A 19753-nucleotide genomic window follows, 5' to 3' on the forward strand; every position below is an offset into this window, starting at 1 on the left:
TCACTTGTCTGCTCAAGTCATCGCGATTGACGCAATGGGCGGGGACTTCGGTCCCCGCAGCATTGTTCAGGCCAGTCTCGCTTGCCTGTCTGCTACACCCTCGCTGCACCTGACCCTCGTCGGTCAACCCTCCCTTCTTGAAGAACTGATCCACGGCCAGTCGGCTGCCGATCGCGCGCGCCTCACGATTGTTGCGGCCAGCGAAGTCATCACCATGGACGAGAAACCTGCCCAGGCCCTGCGTGGCAAGCCGGATTCGTCGATGCGTGTGGCCCTCGAACTGCTGCGCGATGGCAAGGTGCAGGCCTGTGTCAGTGCCGGCAATACCGGTGCGTTGATGGCCTTGTCGCGTTTCGTGTTGAAGACATTGCCGGGCATTGATCGTCCGGCCATGGTCGCGGCCATTCCGACGCAGACCGGTTATTGCCAGTTGCTCGATCTGGGCGCCAACGTCGATTGCAGTGCCGAGCATCTGTTGCAGTTCGCGGTGATGGGTTCGGTGGCCGCGCAGACTTTGGGCATCGCCCGTCCACGTGTTGCGTTGCTGAACATCGGCACCGAAGACATCAAGGGCAATCAGCAGGTCAAACTGGCCGCAACGCTGTTGCAGGCTGCGCGCGGGATCAACTACATCGGCTTCATCGAAGGTGACGGCTTGTACCGCGGTGAGGCCGACGTGGTGGTGTGTGACGGCTTCGTCGGCAATATCCTGCTCAAGTCCAGCGAAGGCCTGGCGACGATGATTGCGATGCGCATCGAGGCCCTGTTCAAGAAAAACTTGGCCTCGCGCGCTGTCGGCGCTCTCGCGCTGCCGTTAATGAAGCGTCTGCAGGCTGATCTGGCCCCGGCGCGACATAATGGCGCAAGCTTTCTCGGTTTGCAGGGCATCGTCGTGAAAAGCCACGGATCGGCCGGGGTTCAAGGCTTTCAGAGTGCGATTCAACGGGCGCTGATCGAGATTCAGGAGAACCTGCCCGAGCGTCTCCACGGTCGTCTGGAGGAACTGTTGTCTTAGGCGTTTTCGTCGGACAATGCTTAAATGTGACCGCCCGGTTCAAAGGGCCATCCAAACTGTCAGTTTCTGGCGTCCCCAACGGGGCGTTATTTTCCGACGACAAGATCATTAGGGGCTTGTTACATGTCTGCTTCCCTCGCATTCGTCTTTCCAGGACAGGGTTCGCAGTCCCTCGGCATGCTGGCCGAGCTGGGCGCGCAACATCCGCTGATCCTTGAAACCTTTCAAGAAGCCTCTGCTGCGCTGGGCTACGACCTATGGGCACTTACCCAGCAGGGCCCGGAAGAGCTGCTCAATCAAACCGACAAAACCCAGCCGGCCATTCTGACCGCTTCGATCGCCCTGTGGCGTCTGTGGCTGGCCGAAGGCGGCGCGCGTCCGGCGTTTGTCGCCGGCCACAGCCTGGGTGAATACAGCGCGCTGGTTGCCGCCGGCAGCCTGAGCCTGGCTGACGCGGTCAAGCTCGTCGAGCGCCGTGGCCAGTTGATGCAGGAAGCGGTGCCGGCCGGGCAGGGCGGCATGGCCGCGATCCTCGGCCTGGAAGATGCCGACGTGCTGGCTGCCTGCGCCGAAGCGGCGCAAGGCGAAGTCGTCAGCGCGGTGAATTTCAACTCGCCGGGCCAAGTGGTGATCGCCGGTGCCAAGGCGGCTGTCGAGCGCGCCATCGAAGGTTGCAAGGCCCGTGGTGCCAAACGCGCCATGCCGTTGCCGGTGAGCGTGCCGTCGCACTGCGAGCTGATGCGTCCGGCTGCCGACCGTTTCGCTGAATCCATCGCCGCCATCGACTGGCAGGCGCCGCAGATCCCCGTGGTGCAGAACGTCAGCGCACAAGTGCCGGCCGATCTGGAAACCCTCAAGCGTGATCTGCTCGAACAGCTCTACAAGCCAGTGCGCTGGGTTGAATCGGTACAGACGTTGGCCGCCAAGGGCGCGACCAATCTGGTCGAGTGCGGCCCGGGCAAAGTCCTCGCTGGCCTGAACAAACGTTGCGCCGAAGGCGTTTCGACTTCCAATCTCAATACCCCAGACGCCTTCGCTGCCGCTCGCGCAGCGCAGGCCTGAATCAGGAGAAACTTGCATGAGTCTGCAAGGTAAAGTTGCACTGGTTACCGGTGCAAGCCGCGGTATCGGCCAGGCCATCGCGCTGGAACTGGGTCGTCAGGGCGCCATCGTTGTCGGCACCGCGACCTCCGCGTCGGGCGCCGAGCGCATTGCCGCGACCCTGAAGGAAAACGGTATTCAGGGCGCCGGTTTCGAACTCAATGTCACCAGCGACGAATCGGTCAGCGCCGTGCTGGCAGGCATTCAGGAGCAGTTCGGTGCTCCGGTGGCGATTCTGGTCAATAATGCCGGTATCACCCGCGATAACCTGATGATGCGCATGAAAGACGACGAGTGGTACGACGTGATCGATACTAACTTGAACAGTCTGTATCGCCTGTCCAAGGGCGTTTTGCGTGGCATGACCAAGGCGCGCTGGGGTCGAATTATCAGTATTGGCTCGGTGGTGGGTGCCATGGGCAACGCCGGCCAAGTAAACTATGCAGCCGCCAAGGCCGGTCTGGAAGGTTTCAGCCGGGCGATGGCGCGTGAAGTCGGTTCGCGTTCGATTACGGTCAACTCGGTAACCCCAGGGTTCATCGACACCGATATGACCCGCGAACTGCCTGAAGCACAGCGTGAAGCCTTGCAGACGCAGATTCCGCTGGGTCGTCTGGGGCAAGCTCAAGAGATCGCGTCCGTGGTCGCTTTTCTTGCATCCGACGGTGCGGCATACGTTACCGGGGCTACAATCCCGGTGAACGGTGGGATGTACATGTAAGTAAAATGTGACGGATTGCTTCAAAAAAATGTCATACGAGCTGTCTAAAATCCGTTATAAAGCTGCAATCTATTTATAGGCAGAGGGCCGCAGGGTTTGAGGAGTGAAGCTTTCAGTTGAAAAACTGAAAAGGCTTTCTATACACTTACCCACTGGCCAGCTGCCTGAATTTGTCCATTAGGAGTGAAAACAAGGTATGAGCACCATCGAAGAGCGCGTCAAGAAAATCGTTGCCGAGCAACTGGGTGTTAAAGAAGAAGAAGTGGTCAACACCGCTTCCTTCGTAGAAGACCTGGGTGCCGACTCCCTTGACACCGTTGAGCTGGTGATGGCTCTGGAAGAGGAATTCGAGACCGAAATCCCTGACGAAGAAGCTGAAAAGATCACTACTGTACAAGCTGCAATCGACTACGTTACCAGCCACCAGGCGTAACAGTTTGTAATCGTTGCTTGCTGTCATGGAAAAACCGCACTGCCATCATGGCGTGCGGTTTTTTCTTTAGGCCTGATGCAAAGTCGTCATTTGAAAAAGGAGAGTGCTGTGTCGCGTAGACGCGTCGTAGTCACCGGTATGGGTATGTTGTCGCCACTGGGCACGGATGTGCCGAGCAGTTGGCAGGGCATTCTGGCTGGCCGCAGTGGCATTGGTCTGATCGAACACACCGACCTTTCTGCCTATTCGACCCGCTTCGGCGGTTCGGTCAAAGGCTTCAATGTCGAGGAATACCTGTCGGTCAAGGAAGCGCGCAAGCTCGACCTGTTCATTCAGTACGGCCTCGCCGCAGGCTTTCAAGCCGTGCGCAACGCCGGTCTGGAAGTCACCGATGCCAACCGTGAACGCATTGGCGTGGCCATGGGTTCGGGGATTGGCGGTCTGACCAACATCGAAGAGACCAGCCGCACCCTGCACGAGACCGGTCCGCGACGGATCTCGCCGTTCTTTGTGCCTGGCTCGATCATCAATATGATTTCCGGTTTCCTGTCGATCCATCTGGGCGCACAGGGACCCAACTACGCCATCGCCACCGCGTGCACCACCGGTACGCACTGCATCGGCATGGCCGCGCGCAACATCATGTACGACGAAGCCGACGTGATGATTGCCGGCGGTGCGGAAATGGCCGCTTGCGGTCTGGGCATGGGCGGCTTCGGCGCGTCCCGTGCGCTGTCGACCCGTAACGACGAGCCGACCCGTGCTAGTCGTCCTTGGGACAAGGGCCGTGACGGCTTCGTCCTGTCCGACGGCGCCGGTGCGCTGGTCCTTGAAGAGCTGGAGCACGCCAAGGCCCGTGGCGCGACGATCTACGCCGAGCTGATCGGTTTCGGCACCAGTGGCGACGCGTTCCACATGACCTCGCCACCCGCCGATGGCGCCGGTGCCGCGCGCTGTATCACCAATGCCCTGCGCGACGCGAAGATCAATGTCGATCAAGTGCAGTACATCAACGCCCACGGCACCTCGACCCCGGCCGGCGACCTTGCCGAAGCCAATGCGATCAAGTCGGTGTTCGGCGATCACGCCTACAAGCTGGCCGTCAGCTCGACCAAGTCGATGACCGGCCACCTGTTGGGTGCGGCGGGCGCGGTCGAAGCGATTTTCAGCGTGCTGGCGATCAACAGCCAGGTGGCGCCGCCGACCATCAACCTCGATGAGCCCGACGAAGGCTGCGATCTCGATTTCGTCGCGCACACCGCGCGTAACATGGACATCGATGTCGTGCTGTCCAACTCCTTCGGTTTTGGCGGCACCAACGGCACGCTGGCGTTCCGTCGGTTCGCCGGCTGATGGACAGCTGGGTCGACGGTCAACCGGCTGACGCGCTGTCGCTGAAAGATCGCGGCCTGGCTTACGGCGATGGTCTGTTCGAGACCATTGCCGTGCGCAGTGGACAGCCGGTCCTGCTGGATCGACACCTGACGCGCCTGGCCGATGGCTGCGCGCGTCTGGCCATTGCGACCGACCTCGAGCTGGTTCGCCATGAGCTGCTCAGCTATGCCGCTGCGATGGGCGAGGGCGTGCTCAAGCTCATCCTCACGCGTGGCGACGGCTTGCGCGGTTATGCGCCCGATCCTGCGGCGCAGGGCCGACGCATACTGCAAGGCAATCCGCCGGCATCGTATCCCGCTGCCCATGCCGAGTACGGCATCCGCCTGTTTCCCTGCAGCACGCGTTTATCTACGCAGCCGTTGTTGGCCGGGCTCAAACATCTGAATCGACTGGAACAGGTACTCGCCCGCGCCGAATGGCAGGACAGCGAGCATGCCGAAGGCTTGATGCTTGATCAGGCCGGGCGCGTCGTTGAGGGCGTGTACAGCAATATTTTCCTGGTGCGCGACGGTGGCTTGATCACGCCCGACTTGAAACGCTGCGGCGTCGCAGGTGTGATGCGCGCGGAAATTTTGTTTCAGGCCGAGTCACTGGCCATCCCCACGCAAATCGCCGATATCAGCCTCGAACAGCTGCAATGGGCTGATGAAGTGTTTGTCTGCAACAGCGTTTATGGCGTCTGGCCGGTACGCGCCTGTGCCGCACTGAGCTGGCCGGTTGGCCCGCTCACCCGTAAACTGCAAACCATTGCCCGCGCGCTACTGGATGCTTGATTCGTGAGACGTAAACTTTTGCTGCTGCTGGAAACCGGACTGGTTCTGGCAGGGCTGCTGTTGGGCGCCAGCGCCTGGAAAATTCATTCGGCGCTGGAACAGCCCCTGAACATCCCGCAGGAACAACTGCTGGATGTGCCGAAAGGCTCTACACCGACCCGTACCTTCCTTGAACTCGAAACCGATGGCGTCATCAAGGACGCGTTCTGGCTGCGCGTCTACTGGCGCTTCAATCTTGCCGGCACGCCGATTCACAGCGGCGAGTACCGCATGCAGCCGGGCATGACCGTCAACGGTCTGATCGATTCGTGGAAGCGCGGCGACGTGGTTCAGTACAGCCTGACCCTGGTCGAAGGCTGGACTTTCCATCAAGTGCGCGCCGCCCTGGCCAAGGACGACAAGCTCGAGCAGACCCTCACCGGCCTGAGCGACAGCGACGTCATGGCGAAGATCGGCCACAAAGGCTTGTTCCCGGAAGGCCGGTTTTTCCCGGATACCTATCGCTTCGTGCGCGGCATGTCCGATGCCGAGCTGTTGAAGAAAGCCTTTGATCGTCTCGATGAGGTGCTCGCCAAAGAGTGGGCGCAGCGTTCTGCCGACGTGCCTTACAGCGAACCTTATCAAGCGCTGATCATGGCCTCGCTGGTCGAGAAAGAGACCGGCGTTCCGCAGGAGCGCGGGCAGATTGCCGGTGTGTTCGTACGGCGCATGGCGCTGGGCATGCAGTTGCAGACCGATCCGACGGTGATTTATGGCCTCGGCGATCGCTACACCGGCAAGCTGACCCGCGCGCATCTGAAAGAACCGACACCCTATAACACCTACGTGATTCCAGGCTTGCCGCCGACGCCGATTGCGATGGTCGGGCGCGAGGCGATTCATGCTGCGCTCAACCCGGTGGAGGGCAGCAGCCTGTATTTCGTCGCCCGTGGCGATGGCAGCCATGTGTTCTCCGATGATCTGGATGCGCACAACAACGCAGTGCGCGAATACCAGCTCAAGCGCCGTGCCGATTACCGTTCCAGCCCGGCACCAGTAACCGCGCCGGCCACCGATGAGGCGATTCCGGCGGCCTCGCCGAACACCGCGCCCGAGGCGCTGCCGCAAGTGCCGTCGCAAGAACCTGCGCCAGCCCCGGAACCGGACGCCGCTGCACCACAGAACGCGCAATGACTTTGATGAAGGACTGCCTGTGACTGGCTTGTTTATTACCCTGGAAGGCCCGGAAGGCGCGGGCAAGAGCACCAATCGCGAATACCTCGCCGAGCGCCTGCGCGCCGCCGGTATCGAAGTGCTGCTCACCCGTGAGCCCGGCGGTACGCCGCTGGCCGAGCGGATTCGTGACGTGTTGCTGACCCCGGCCGACGAAGTGATGCATCCGGACGCCGAGCTGTTGCTGGTGTTCGCCGCCCGCGCCCAGCACCTGGCCGAGGTGATTCGCCCGGCGCTGGCCCGTGGCGCTGTGGTGCTGTGTGATCGTTTCACCGACTCGACATACGCCTACCAGGGCGGCGGTCGTGGTTTGTCGCTGGAACGCATCGCCACCCTGGAAACTTTCGTGCAGGGTGACTTGCGGCCCGATCTGACACTTATTTTCGATCTGCCCGTAGAGATCGGTCTGGCCCGCGCCAGTGCCCGTGGCCGACTGGATCGTTTCGAACTCGAAGGCCGGGCGTTTTTCGAAAACGTGCGCAATGCGTTCCTGAAGCGCGCCGAAGCCGATCCTTCGCGCTATGTGCGCATCGATGCCGGTCAGCCATTGGCCAAGGTCCAGCAATCGCTGGACACCTTGCTGCCGAATCTGCTGGAGCTGGCCCGTGGCTGAGGCCTATCCATGGCAGGACAGCCTCTGGCAGCAACTGGCCGGCCGCAGTCAGCATGCCCACGCGTACCTGCTGCACGGTCCCGCCGGTATCGGCAAACGTGCTCTGGCCGAACGCTTGATGGCCAGCCTGCTGTGTCAGCGTCCTACGCCTGAGGCGTGTGGCGAGTGCAAATCCTGCTTGCTGCTCAAGGCCGGCAGTCATCCGGACAATTACATCCTGGAGCCGGAAGAGGCGGACAAGGCGATCAAGGTCGATCAGGTTCGTGATCTGGTCAGTTTCGTCGTGCAGACTGCGCAGCTCGGCGGGCGCAAAGTGGTGTTGATCGAGCCGGTCGAGTCGATGAACATCAACGCTGCCAACGCCTTGCTCAAAAGCCTTGAAGAGCCGTCCGGCGATACTGTTCTGCTGTTGGTCAGTCACCAGCCGAGCCGTTTGTTGCCAACCATCAAGAGCCGTTGCGTGCAGCAGGCCTGCCCGCTGCCGGGCGAGGCGATGAGCCTGCAATGGCTGGCCCAGGCGCTGCCGGATTGCGCGGAAGACGAACGTGTCGAACTGCTGACGCTGGCCGCCGGGTCGCCGCTGATGGCGGTCAGCCTGCAATCGCAAGGTGTGCGTGAACAGCGCGCGCAAGTTGTCGAAGGCGTGAAGAAGTTGCTCAAGGGCCAGCAATCGCCGACGCAACTGGCGGAAGAGTGGAAAAGTATTCCGATGTTGCGTCTGTTCGACTGGTTCTGCGACTGGTCGAGCCTGATCCTGCGCTATCAACTGACACAGGACGAAGGCGGCCTCGGCCTGGCCGATATGCGCAAGGTCGTGCAGTATCTGGCGCAGAAAAGCGCGCAGGGCAAAGTGCTGGATATTCAGGACTGGATTCTCGCCCAACGGCAGAAAGTGTTGAGCAAGGCCAACCTCAATCCGGCGCTTTTGCTGGAAGCATTGTTGGTGCAATGGGTGGGATTGCCTGGTCAAAGATAAGAATGTGTACCTAGACTCTGAAGATCAGCAGTGGAGGTGAACATGATTGAACCTGTCAGCCCGGGGCCGCGTAACGGCATCTTGTCCCTGACCATCAAGGACAAGTCGGTGCTCTACGCCGCCTACATGCCGTTCATCAAGAATGGTGGTCTGTTCATCCCGACCAACAAAAGCTACCGGTTGGGCGACGAGGTGTTCATGCTGTTGCACCTGATGGATGAAGCGGAAAAAATCCCCGTCGCCGGCAAAGTCGCCTGGATCACCCCCAAAGGCGCACAAGGCAATCGCGCCGCCGGTGTCGGCGTGCAGTTCAACGACGGCGACGACACCGCGCGCAGTCGCATCGAAACTCATCTGGCCGGAGCGCTGAAATCCGACCGTCCCACTCATACGATGTAAGTTGCAGTCCTTTTTATGCTCGTAGATTCCCATTGTCACCTTGATCGTCTCGACCTCGCCGCCCATGACGGCTCGCTGGATGCCGCACTCGCTGCGGCCCGCGAGCGCGGGGTCGGACATTTTCTGTGCATCGGCGTCAGTGCCGACAATGCCGCCGACGTCAAAGCCCTCGCCGAGCGGTATGCCGATGTCGATTGCTCGGTCGGTGTGCATCCGCTGGATGTGCAGCCGGGGGCGGCACCAGCGCTGGACTGGCTGCTGCACGAACTCGATCACCCGAAAGTGGTGGCGATCGGCGAAACCGGTCTCGACTATCACTACGAGCCGGAAGCTGCCGAGTTGCAGCAGGAATCGTTTCGCCTGCACCTGCAAGCGGCGCAGCAGACCGGCAAACCGGTGATCATCCACACCCGTGGCGCTCGTGCCGACACCCTGGAACTGCTGCGCGAAGCGGCGCTGCCCCAGGCGGGTGTGTTGCATTGCTTCACCGAAGACTGGGACATGGCCAAAGCGGCGCTGGACATGGGCTATTACATTTCCCTCTCGGGCATTGTCACGTTCCGCAATGCCGACGCCTTGCGTGACGTGGCGAGCAAAGTGCCGGCCGATCGCCTGCTGGTGGAAACCGACTCGCCGTACCTGGCGCCGATCCCGTATCGCGGCAAGCCGAACCTGCCGCAGTACGTGCGCGAAGTGGCGGAGTTTCTGGCGATGCTGCGTGGTGAGAACTACGAGCGCTTTGCCGAGCAGACCACAGAGAACTTCAAGCGTCTGTTCCCGCTGGCGAGTGTTAAATCTGCCGTATGACGGCTGGCCAAATCGCAGGCAAAAAAAACCCGGGTTCTGGGGGGTGAATCCGGGTTAAGACCATTAGGAGTAAAACAAAGGCACGCGGTCCGTTGGTACCTTTACCGGCGCGACACTTGGGGGAGATGTCGCCCGACAGTTCAAGTATTGATCAGTCTGGCGTGCAGTCCAGTGAGCCGGTCGGGGTTTTTAAACAAATTTGGAATACGTTTGCTTCAGTTGAGTTCTCATTGCACCCGAATCGTTCTCGAAATGAACAAGAAACACAGATTTGGTCGATGAACCGTGCTTTTTTGCGCAAGTTAGGCATAATACGCGGCTTCGAATTTTGACCCTTCAGACCTTTTTCTTATGCATAAAGAACCTCGTAAGGTCCGTGAATTTCGTCGCCGCGAGCAGGAAATTCTCGATACCGCGCTCAAGCTGTTCCTCGACCAGGGTGAAGACAGTGTCACCGTCGAGATGATTGCTGATGCCGTGGGTATCGGCAAAGGCACGATCTACAAGCACTTCAAATCCAAGGCGGAGATCTACTTGCGCCTGATGCTCGACTACGAGCGCGATCTGAACGAGCTGCTGCATTCGGCGGATGTCGACAAGGACAAGGAAGCGCTGTCGCGCGCCTACTTCGAATTCCGCATGCGCGACCCGCAGCGCTATCGCCTGTTCGACCGTCTCGAAGAGAAAGTGGTCAAGGGCAATCAGGTGCCGGAGATGGTCGAGGAGCTGCACAAGATCCGTGCCTCGAACTTCGAACGCCTGACCCTGCTGATCAAGGGTCGCATCAGCGAAGGCAAGCTCGAAGACGTGCCGCCGTACTTCCACTACTGCGCATCCTGGGCGCTGGTGCACGGCGCGGTGGCGCTGTATCACTCGCCGTTCTGGAGCAACGTGCTGGAAGATCAGGAAGGCTTCTTCCAGTTCCTGATGGACATCGGCGTGCGCATGGGCAACAAGCGCAAGCGCGACCCGGAAACCCCGAGCACATAAGTCATTCAGCGGGCTGATTGCGCCGTGTTTTCACAACATGGCGCAATAGCGCAGGAATATACTCAGGCATAGGGCTTGCTAAAACCTGATTTCTCAGTCAAGTTTTGCTCGCTCGATTTTCTTTCGCCGGAGTGTTTCATGATCGTTGACCGTCAAGGCAGGCGTTTTCGCAATCTGCGCATCAGCCTGACCTCTGCCTGCAATTACGCCTGTACCTACTGCGTGCCCAACGGCAAGCGGTTGGTCGCTGCGCAGGATGAACTGTCGGCCGAAGCCATGGCGCGCGGCGTCGAATACCTGATCGAAGCGGCCGGCATCGAGCGCCTGCGCATCACTGGCGGCGAGCCACTGGTCAGCCCCAAACTCGAATCGTTCATGACTGCCGTCGGCCAGATGGGCCTCGACGACATCAGCCTGACCACCAATGGTCAACTCCTCGCGAAAAAACTGCCGCTGCTGGTCGACGCCGGTCTGCGTCGAATCAACGTTTCCCTCGATACTCTTGATGCCGCTGCGTTTCGCAGCATCGCTCGTGGCGGCGATCTGGCCAGCGTGCTCGATGGCATGGATCAGGCTGCCGCCGCCGGGATGAAGATCAAGGTCAACATGGTGCCGTTGCGCGGGCAGAACCTCGATCAGGTCATGCCGTTGCTTGATTACTGTCTGGAGCGCGGCTTCGAACTGCGCTTCATCGAGCTGATGCGTATGGGCCATCTGGCCAAGGACTCGAATGCTTTTCTGCAGCAGTTCGTCAGCCTTGCGCAGTTGCTCGGCCTGATCGGCGAACGTTATGAATACGCCCAGACCGACGCACCGGTGGACGCCACGGCCGTTCGCTATGCGATTCCCGGTCGCGGCAATTTCGGGGTGATCGCCAACGAAAGCGTGCCGTTCTGCCGCACTTGTTCGCGCTTGCGCCTGTCGTCGACCGGTTGGCTGCATGGCTGCCTGTCGTCGAGCAACCGCCACTATGTCGGCGATCTGCTCGACAAGCCGCGCCACCAGGCTTTGCCGGCGCTGCAACGTTTGCTGGTCAAGGCGTTGGGTGACAAGCAGGAGGTGGCGTTCTCTGGCGGCGCTACTGTCATGAAGATTATTGGTGGCTGAATAATCGCTTTCGCGAGCAGGCTCGCTCCCACATTTGGAATGCATTTCAATTGTGGGAGCGAGCCTGCTCGCGAATGCCTCTATCACTGAATTTGCCGAGCTGGCGCAAAAGCTGCATCCAACGGCCATTCGCCGGTTTTCCGACACCGGCTTCTGGAGGAATAGGATGCGTAGCCTGGTTTTGCTGCTGGCCGTTTTGGCGCTTGGCGGCTGCATGAATGTCAGCGATATGGCCGAAGGCACTCGTTATCATATGAGCGATGCGGGGCTTCTGGACCATAGCGACAGCCGCCGGGTGAACAATCTCCGCATTCAGCCGGACTCGTTCATCTTCATCGCCCAGGGCGCGTTCGCGCCACCGGGTGGTTCCTATCCACGGCCGAACGTGGTCGCCGAAGAAGCCTTCAAGGGCTTTGTCGAATATTTCCCGATGGTCCGCCGCGCCCGTGCGCCGGAAGGCCTCGATCAGGCCATGGGCGAAGCCCGTGATGCCGGCGCGCATTATCTGCTGTACACACGTTTCGCCAAGGCTGACGACCGCATCGGCAACTCTGACGAGTGGCTGGACCAGGAAGCCGTGGATCGCCTCGGTATCGACGGCGGCGTGATTCAGATCATGTTGATCGAGACCAGCACCCAGTATTTGATTGATACTGCACGGATCAAGAGTCGTGGCGGTTTACTGACGTTCCATGACTCCAAACCCGAAGACCTCATCGGTCCGCCGCTGGCGCAATACGCACGCAGCCTGCTGGGGATCGGCGACCAGTAATCAAGGAGTACGCCATGAGTGACCCGCAAACAGCCAATGACCTGCTGGGGCAGATCCCCAAGACCAAAGGCCTGCCACCGGTGCATTTGTGGAACCCGGATTTCTGCGGCGACATCGACATGCGCATTGCCCGCGACGGCACCTGGTACTACCTGGGTACGCCGATCGGGCGCAAGCCGATGGTCAAACTGTTCTCCACCATCATCCGCCGCGACGGCGATGATTATTTCCTGATCACCCCGGTCGAGAAGGTCGGCATCAAGGTCGATGACGCGCCGTTCGTGGCGGTTGCCGTTGACGTGGAGGGGGAGGGCGAGGCGCAGGTTTTGCGCTTTACCACCAATGTCGAGGAAACCACCGAGGCGGGGGCAGAGCATCCGCTCCGTGTCGAGATTGATCCTGAAACCCAGGAGCCTGCGCCTTATGTGCATGTGCGCAGCAACCTTGAAGCGCTGATTCACCGCAATGTGTTTTACCAGTTGGTGGAACTGGCGGTGAGCCGCGAGATCGATGGTCAGCGCTGGTTGGGCGTGTGGAGTGGCGGCGAGTTCTTTCGCATCGGCCTGGAACCCTGACACAACATCAAAATGTGGGAGCGAGCCTGCTCGCGAACGCGCTGTATCAGTCGCCAGCAATGTTGACTGACGCGACGCTTTCGCGAGCAGGCTCGCTCCCACAATGGTTTGCGCAAGCTGAAAAAATCCGATTGACTGTTATTCGTATGATGATTAGCGTAGGCACCCATCGCGATTCGCCTTGAGGTGTTCATGTCCAGCAGCTTTCATGCGTCGACCGTTGACTGGCTGGGCAGCTGGATTGCTGCCGGTCAGGTCAAGCCGGGGCAGACCATCAAGGTCGAGGCGGATCTGGGCGAACAGCTTGGCGTCAGCCGCACGGTGATTCGCGAAGCCATCAAAACCCTCGTCGCCAAAGGCATGCTTGAAGTCGGACCGAAGGTCGGCACGCGAGTGTTGCCGGTGCGGCGCTGGAATCTGTTCGATCCGCAAGTGGTCGGTTGGCTATCGCGCAACGGCTTGCCGGAAAACTTCGTCGATGACCTGCTGGATTTGCGCCGCACCATCGAGCCGATGGCGGTGCGCTGGGCCTGTGAGCGGGCGACGCCGGAGCAGATTGAAGCGGTGCAACTGGCCTTCAATGCACTGGAGCGTGCGGTCGAAAGTGGCATCGATTACAACCGTGCCGACCAGGCCTTCCACGAATGCATCCTGGCCGCCAGCCATAATCAGTTCATCGAACAAATGGTCCCGGCCCTCGGCGCGTTGCTGGCGGTGTCGTTCGAAGTCTCCGCCGCCGACCCCGATGAACTGCGCCGCACCTTGCCGATCCATAAAGACATGGCCGACGCCATCGTCGCGCGCGATTCGACTCGTGGCGTGTGGGCGTGCATGACCTTGATCGACAACGCCGATCTGGCGATAAAACGCTTTTACCCGAAAGTCATGGCCAATAGAAAAGCTAGCTGAAAATGTCGAGACATCCTGTGGGAGCGAGCTTGCTCGCGAATGCGTCAGGTCAGATAAATCATCATTGACTGACACTCCGCCTTCGCGAGCAAGCTCGCTCCCACAGTAAAACAACAACTCAGAAGGACTTGATATGCCGTTCACCGCACTGACCCAACACCGCGCGCAACTCGGCGAAGGCCCATTTTGGGATGCGCCGACCCAGGCGTTGTACTGGGTCGATATCGCCGGTAAACAAGCGTTGCGCCTGATCGGTCAGAACGTGCAGATCTGGCAGATGCCCGAGCACATCTCCGCCTTCATTCCTTGCGCCAGCGGCGATGCGCTGGTCACGCTGAGCAGCGGTGTCTATCGGCTGGATCTCGATTCGCCCGGCCTCGAGCCACGCTTGACGTTGTTCTGCGTCGCCGACCCGCAACCGGGCAACCGGCCCAACGAAGCCCGTTGCGATGCCTTGGGCCGGTTGTGGTTAGGCACCATGCAGAACAACATCGGCGAGCACGGTGAGGATCTGCCGCTGGTGCGCCGTTCCGGAGGCCTGTTCCGCATTGATCCCGATCAGCGCGTGACACCGCTGCTGCTCGGTCTGGGCATCCCCAACACCCTGCTGTGGAGTGACGACGGCACCACGCTGCTGTTTGGTGAAAGTCTCGACAGCACGCTCAATCGATATTTCATCCGCACCGACGGCAGTCTTGATGCGCCGCAGGTGTTTTACTCGTCCGATCAACACGGTGGTCCCGATGGCTCGGCGATGGACGCCGAAGGCTACGTGTGGAATGCACGCTGGGACGGCAGTTGCCTGTTGCGCCTGACGCCGGACGGGCAGGTGGACCGCAAGATCGATCTGCCGGTCAGTCGCCCGACCAGTTGCGTTTTCGGTGGCGAAGACTTGAAAACCTTATTCATCACCAGCGCCAAAAGTCCGCTGAACCATCCATTGGATGGCGCGGTGCTGAGCATGCGCGTCGACGTTGCAGGAAAACTCTGTACGCGTTTTGCTGGATAAATCCCAGAATATGGGATGCAAAATTATATATTGAGATTATTTGGCGGTCGGGTTTATAGTCGGCTCCAGCAGTAACACGCACTCACACTTAAAAAGAACAAAACAGGTGAAGTGATGCAGCGAATTCTTCTCGCCCGCGCAAGCGGGATCCGCCTTTCGCCACGGCTCAATGCCGGCGGCGGCGCTTGCCTGTTTGTTTTCCCCAGCCGTCAGAACCGGACATCGACCGATGCCCGGTTTTTTTGCGCCTGCGTGCAGGAGGCCTGAGCCATGGCTGAAGCGCTGACATTGCCGGCAGTGCCGGCCCCGCCGAAAGGCGAGCGCCTGAAAAACAAGGTCGTGCTGTTGACCGGGGCCGCTCAGGGCATCGGCGAAGCCATCGTCGCCGCCTTCGCCTCGCAGCAAGCCAGATTACTCATCAGCGACATCCAGGCTGACAAGGTCGAGCAGGTCGCCGCTCACTGGCGCGATCAGGGCCATGACGTGCAGGCGCTCAAGGTCGACGTATCGAATCAGCAGGATCTGCACGCCCTGGCCCGACGCGCGGTGGAATTGCATGGCCGCATCGATGTGCTGGTCAACTGTGCCGGGGTCAATGTGTTCCGCGATCCTTTGCAGATGACGGAAGAAGACTGGCGCCGCTGCTTCGCCATTGACCTGGACGGCGCCTGGTATGGCTGCAAAGCGGTGCTGCCGCAGATGATCGAGCAGGGCGTGGGCAGCATTATCAACATCGCCTCGACCCATTCCAGCCAGATCATTCCCGGTTGCTTCCCGTACCCGGTAGCCAAGCACGGCTTGCTCGGCCTGACCCGCGCTCTCGGCATCGAATACGCGGCCAAAGGCATTCGCGTCAACGCCATCGCGCCGGGCTACATCGAAACGCAGCTGAACGTCGATTACTGGAATGGCTTTGCCGATCCGCATGCCGAGCGTCAACGCGCCTTTGACCTGCACCCGCCCAAGCGCATCGGCCAGCCGATCGAAGTGGCAATGACGGCGGTATTTCTGGCCAGCGATGAGGCACCGTTTATCAACGCTTCGTGCATCACCATCGATGGTGGCCGCTCGGTGATGTACCACGACTGAACAAAACGGATTTCCAGCGCTGAACTACGCTTGAAATCCAATCATCATACGATATGACTATTTTCAAACAGCTTCACTGAGAACACGCTTCAACGCTTTCCAAACCTTGCTCAAAAAAAATAACAAGGAGTCATCTGATGAAACGTCGTTTCGGGATTCGTACCCTGTGCAGCACTGCCCTGGCGGTCACTGCGTTCAGCCTGAGCAGTGCGCTGCTCGCCGCCGACGCGGTGAAGATCGGTTTTCTGGTCAAGCAGGCCGAAGAACCGTGGTTCCAGACCGAATGGGCTTTTGCCGAAAAAGCCGCCAAGGACAAAGGCTTTGAACTGATCAAGATCGCGGTGCCGGATGGCGAGAAGACCCTCTCGGCGATCGACAGCCTGGCCGCCAACGGCGCCAAGGGTTTTGTGATCTGCCCGCCTGACGTGTCCCTCGGCCCGGCGATCATGGCCAAAGCCAAGATCAACGACCTGAAAGTGATTGCCGTCGACGACCGTTTTGTCGATGCCAACGGCAAGTTCATGGAAGACGTGCCGTACCTGGGCATGGCCGCGTTTGAAGTCGGCCAGAAGCAGGGCGCCGCCATGGCCGCCGAAGCGAAAAAGCGTAACTGGGACTGGAAAGACACCTACGCGGTGGTCAATACCTACAACGAACTCGACACCGGCAAGAAGCGCACCGACGGTTCGGTCGATGCCCTGAAGAAGGCCGGCATGCCCGAGGACCACATCCTCTTCGCCGCACTGAAAACCCTCGACGTACCGGGCAGCATGGACGCCACCAACTCGGCGCTGGTGAAACTGCCGAGCGCGGCGAAAAACCTGATCATCGGCGGCATGAACGACAACACCGTGCTCGGCGGCGTGCGCGCCACCGAAGCGGCCGGTTTTGCCGCGAGCAACGTGATCGGCATCGGCATCAACGGCACCGACGCCATCGGCGAGTTGAAAAAGCCTAACAGCGGCTTCTTCGGTTCGATGCTGCCAAGCCCGCACATCGAAGGCTACAAGACCGCCGAGATGATGTACGAGTGGATCACCGCCGGCAAAGAGCCGCCGAAGTACACCGCCATGGATGACGTCACCCTGATCACCCGCGAAAACTTCAAGCAAGAGCTGGAAAAAATCGGCTTGTGGAACTGAGGCAGCGACGGCCCGGGCAGCCGGGCCGTTTTTCGGTGTGAAGAGGTGGCTTTATGCACGCGCAAGTACAGACACAAGAACAACACGGCGCCAGCGGCAGCCTGCGCTTCAACGGGATCGGCAAGACCTTTCCCGGCGTGAAAGCGCTCGACGGCATCAGCTTCGTCGCCCACCCCGGCCAGGTTCATGCCTTGATGGGCGAGAACGGCGCGGGCAAATCGACCCTGCTGAAGATTCTCGGTGGTGCTTACATTCCGAGCAGCGGCGAGCTGCAGATCGGCGAGCAGGCGATGGCCTTCAAGTCAACCGCTGACAGCATCGGCAGCGGCGTCGCGGTGATTCACCAGGAACTGCATCTGGTCCCGGAAATGACCGTGGCCGAGAACCTGTTTCTCGGGCATCTGCCGGCGAGTTTCGGCCTGATCAATCGCAGTGAGCTGCGCCAGAAAGCCTTGAATTGCCTGAAAGGCCTGGCCGACGAAATCGATCCGCAAACCAAGGTCGGACGCTTGTCGCTGGGGCAGCGGCAGTTGGTGGAAATCGCCAAAGCGCTGTCGCGCGGCGCTCACGTTATCGCGTTCGACGAACCGACCAGTAGTCTCTCGGCACGCGAGATCGACCGCTTGATGGCGATCATCGGTCGTCTGCGCGACGAAGGCAAAGTGGTGCTCTACGTGTCCCATCGCATGGAAGAAGTCTTCCGTATCTGCGACGCCGTCACCGTGTTCAAGGACGGCCGCTACGTGCGTACCTTCGACGACATGAGCCAGTTGACCCACGATCAACTGGTGACCTGCATGGTCGGCCGCGACATTCAGGACATCTACGATTACCGCCATCGCCCGCGTGGCGCCGTGGCGTTGAAAGTCGACGGCCTGCTCGGCCCGGGCCTGCGCGAGCCGATCAGTTTCGAAGCGCACAAGGGCGAAATCCTTGGCCTGTTCGGGCTGGTCGGGGCAGGGCGCACCGAGCTGTTTCGCTTGCTCAGCGGCCTGGAGCGCAACACCGCCGGCCGTCTCGAATTGCGCGGCCATGAGCTGAAACTGCGCTCGCCACGTGATGCGATTGCCGCCGGCATTCTGCTCTGCCCGGAAGATCGCAAGAAAGAAGGCATCATCCCCCTGGCCAGTGTCGCCGAGAACATCAACATCAGTGCCCGTGGCGCGCATTCCGGGCTCGGCTGCCTGATTCGCGGCCTGTGGGAAAAGGGCAACGCCGACAAGCAGATCAAGGCCCTGAAAGTGAAAACCCCGCACGCCGGCCAGCAGATCAAGTTCCTTTCCGGCGGCAATCAGCAGAAGGCCATTCTCGGCCGCTGGTTGTCGATGCCGATGAAAGTCCTGCTGCTCGACGAACCGACCCGTGGCATCGACATCGGCGCCAAGGCCGAGATCTACCAGATCATTCATAACCTCGCCGCCGACGGCATTTCGGTGATCGTGGTGTCCAGCGATCTGATGGAAGTGATGGGCATTTCCGACCGCATCCTGGTGCTGTGCGAAGGCGCCCTGCGCGGCGAAGTCAGCCGCGACCAGGCCAATGAATCCAACCTGCTGCAACTGGCTTTGCCACGCCACCGCGCTGACGGCGTGGCGAACTGAGAGGTGACTATGATGACTACGCAAAACGAAACCCTGCCGACCGAGCGCAAACCGCTGGACCTGCGGCGCTTCCTCGATGACTGGGTCATGCTGCTGGCGGCGATCGGCATCTTTGTCGCCTGCACACTGCTGATCGACAACTTCCTCTCGCCGCTGAACATGCGTGGCCTGGGCCTGGCGATTTCCACCACCGGTATCGCCGCGTGCACCATGCTTTATTGCCTGGCATCCGGGCACTTCGACCTCTCGGTCGGCTCAGTGATCGCCTGCGCCGGCGTGGTCGCGGCGGTGGTGATGCGTGACACCAATAGCGTATTTCTCGGGGTCAGTGCGGCGCTGGTGATGGGCCTGGTCGTCGGGCTGATCAACGGCATCGTGATTGCCAAGTTGCGCGTCAATGCCTTGATCACGACGCTGGCGACCATGCAGATCGTTCGCGGTCTGGCCTATATTTTTGCCAACGGCAAAGCGGTCGGTGTTTCGCAGGAATCGTTCTTCGTCTTCGGTAACGGCCAGCTGTTCGGTGTGCCGGTGCCGATCCTGATCACCATTGTCTGCTTCCTGTTTTTCGGCTGGCTGCTGAACTACACCACCTACGGGCGCAACACCATGGCTATCGGTGGCAACCAGGAAGCGGCGTTGCTGGCGGGCGTCAACGTTGACCGGACCAAGATCATCATCTTCGCCGTGCATGGTTTGATCGGTGCGCTGGCGGGTGTGATTCTGGCCTCGCGGATGACTTCCGGGCAGCCGATGATTGGTCAGGGTTTTGAACTGACGGTGATCTCGGCTTGCGTACTGGGCGGGGTTTCGCTGAGTGGCGGCATCGGCATGATTCGCCATGTGATTGCCGGGGTGTTGATTCTGGCGATCATCGAGAATGCGATGAACCTGAAGAACATCGATACGTTTTATCAGTATGTGATTCGTGGTTCGATTCTGTTGCTGGCCGTGGTCATTGACCGCCTGAAACAACGCTAACGTCAAAAGCCCCTCACCCCAGCCCTCTCCCGGAGGGAGAGGGGGCCGACCGAGGTGTCTTGCGTAATCCGTCGACCTGAAAGCTCTCGTCGATTATGGATTCGGCGAAGCACTTTCAGGTCGGCGTATCTCT

General features: G+C 60.2%; 21 protein-coding genes. All 21 read left to right on the top strand.

Annotated elements, in window-relative coordinates:
- Window positions 1-4: 4 nt before the first annotated feature.
- Window positions 5-1015 carry a phosphate acyltransferase PlsX gene (gene plsX, locus AAEZ10_RS10085; RefSeq protein ID WP_073472269.1) on the top strand — a complete coding sequence of 337 codons (1011 nt, stop codon included), beginning with the start codon at window positions 5-7 and terminating at the stop codon, window positions 1013-1015.
- Between the two features lie 123 nt (window positions 1016-1138).
- Window positions 1139-2077 carry an ACP S-malonyltransferase gene (gene fabD, locus AAEZ10_RS10090; protein WP_130928912.1) on the top strand — a complete coding sequence of 313 codons (939 nt, stop codon included), beginning with the start codon at window positions 1139-1141 and terminating at the stop codon, window positions 2075-2077.
- 16 nt (window positions 2078-2093) lie between these two features.
- On the top strand, window positions 2094-2837 hold the full coding sequence (fabG, locus tag AAEZ10_RS10095; protein ID WP_016770989.1) for a 3-oxoacyl-ACP reductase FabG: 744 nt from the start codon (window positions 2094-2096) through the stop codon (window positions 2835-2837).
- A gap of 196 nt (window positions 2838-3033) precedes the next feature.
- Window positions 3034-3270: an acyl carrier protein gene (gene acpP / locus AAEZ10_RS10100; RefSeq protein WP_003175607.1), complete on the top strand. Its 237-nt coding sequence runs from the start codon at window positions 3034-3036 to the stop codon at window positions 3268-3270.
- Window positions 3271-3378: 108 nt separating this feature from the next.
- Entirely contained in the window at window positions 3379-4623 is a 1245-nt protein-coding gene (gene fabF, locus AAEZ10_RS10105) for a beta-ketoacyl-ACP synthase II (protein WP_038860467.1), read from the top strand.
- Entirely contained in the window at window positions 4623-5438 is an 816-nt protein-coding gene (pabC, locus tag AAEZ10_RS10110) for an aminodeoxychorismate lyase (RefSeq protein ID WP_350569035.1), read from the top strand. Before fabF ends, pabC begins: the two co-directional genes overlap by 1 nt.
- Before the next feature lie 3 nt (window positions 5439-5441).
- Window positions 5442-6611: an endolytic transglycosylase MltG gene (mltG, locus tag AAEZ10_RS10115; protein WP_110645996.1), complete on the top strand. Its 1170-nt coding sequence runs from the start codon at window positions 5442-5444 to the stop codon at window positions 6609-6611.
- A 19-nt stretch (window positions 6612-6630) separates the two neighbouring features.
- A complete protein-coding gene (gene tmk, locus AAEZ10_RS10120; RefSeq protein ID WP_016770985.1) occupies window positions 6631-7263 on the top strand; it encodes a dTMP kinase in 633 nt (210 codons plus the stop codon).
- Window positions 7256-8239: a DNA polymerase III subunit delta' gene (locus AAEZ10_RS10125; protein WP_073472277.1), complete on the top strand. Its 984-nt coding sequence runs from the start codon at window positions 7256-7258 to the stop codon at window positions 8237-8239. The genes tmk and AAEZ10_RS10125 overlap by 8 nt, the downstream gene beginning before the upstream one ends.
- A 42-nt stretch (window positions 8240-8281) precedes the next feature.
- Window positions 8282-8638 (top strand): PilZ domain-containing protein, encoded by a 357-nt coding sequence (locus AAEZ10_RS10130; protein ID WP_016770983.1) that lies wholly within the window; start codon window positions 8282-8284, stop codon window positions 8636-8638.
- A gap of 15 nt (window positions 8639-8653) precedes the next feature.
- Window positions 8654-9445 carry a TatD family hydrolase gene (locus AAEZ10_RS10135; protein WP_110645998.1) on the top strand — a complete coding sequence of 264 codons (792 nt, stop codon included), beginning with the start codon at window positions 8654-8656 and terminating at the stop codon, window positions 9443-9445.
- A gap of 351 nt (window positions 9446-9796) precedes the next feature.
- Window positions 9797-10435: a TetR/AcrR family transcriptional regulator gene (locus tag AAEZ10_RS10140; RefSeq protein ID WP_016770981.1), complete on the top strand. Its 639-nt coding sequence runs from the start codon at window positions 9797-9799 to the stop codon at window positions 10433-10435.
- Between the two features lie 138 nt (window positions 10436-10573).
- Window positions 10574-11542 carry a GTP 3',8-cyclase MoaA gene (locus AAEZ10_RS10145; RefSeq protein ID WP_073472281.1) on the top strand — a complete coding sequence of 323 codons (969 nt, stop codon included), beginning with the start codon at window positions 10574-10576 and terminating at the stop codon, window positions 11540-11542.
- Window positions 11543-11708: 166 nt separating this feature from the next.
- A complete protein-coding gene (locus AAEZ10_RS10150; RefSeq protein WP_016770979.1) occupies window positions 11709-12314 on the top strand; it encodes a DUF4823 domain-containing protein in 606 nt (201 codons plus the stop codon).
- A gap of 14 nt (window positions 12315-12328) precedes the next feature.
- On the top strand, window positions 12329-12889 hold the full coding sequence (locus AAEZ10_RS10155) for a DUF1285 domain-containing protein (RefSeq protein WP_073472283.1): 561 nt from the start codon (window positions 12329-12331) through the stop codon (window positions 12887-12889).
- Between the two features lie 192 nt (window positions 12890-13081).
- On the top strand, window positions 13082-13798 hold the full coding sequence (locus AAEZ10_RS10160; protein WP_350569040.1) for a FadR/GntR family transcriptional regulator: 717 nt from the start codon (window positions 13082-13084) through the stop codon (window positions 13796-13798).
- A 133-nt stretch (window positions 13799-13931) separates the two neighbouring features.
- The gene (locus AAEZ10_RS10165; RefSeq protein ID WP_024013913.1) at window positions 13932-14807 is read left to right on the top strand and encodes an SMP-30/gluconolactonase/LRE family protein; all 876 of its coding nucleotides are present in this window, start codon (window positions 13932-13934) and stop codon (window positions 14805-14807) included.
- 270 nt (window positions 14808-15077) lie between these two features.
- Window positions 15078-15896, top strand: a complete 819-nt coding sequence (locus AAEZ10_RS10170; protein ID WP_073472288.1) for an SDR family oxidoreductase — start codon at window positions 15078-15080, stop codon at window positions 15894-15896.
- A 137-nt stretch (window positions 15897-16033) separates the two neighbouring features.
- Window positions 16034-17038, top strand: coding sequence for a substrate-binding domain-containing protein (locus tag AAEZ10_RS10175; RefSeq protein WP_016770973.1), 1005 nt, complete (start codon window positions 16034-16036; stop codon window positions 17036-17038).
- A gap of 53 nt (window positions 17039-17091) precedes the next feature.
- The gene (gene araG / locus AAEZ10_RS10180; protein WP_041479431.1) at window positions 17092-18639 is read left to right on the top strand and encodes an L-arabinose ABC transporter ATP-binding protein AraG; all 1548 of its coding nucleotides are present in this window, start codon (window positions 17092-17094) and stop codon (window positions 18637-18639) included.
- Window positions 18640-18651: 12 nt separating this feature from the next.
- On the top strand, window positions 18652-19620 hold the full coding sequence (araH, locus tag AAEZ10_RS10185) for an L-arabinose ABC transporter permease AraH (protein WP_350569043.1): 969 nt from the start codon (window positions 18652-18654) through the stop codon (window positions 19618-19620).
- Window positions 19621-19753 lie beyond the last annotated feature (133 nt).

This window comes from Pseudomonas sp. H26/SER47-MNA-CIBAN-0231, assembly GCF_040310465.1.
Lineage (GTDB): Bacteria > Pseudomonadota > Gammaproteobacteria > Pseudomonadales > Pseudomonadaceae > Aquipseudomonas > Aquipseudomonas atacamensis.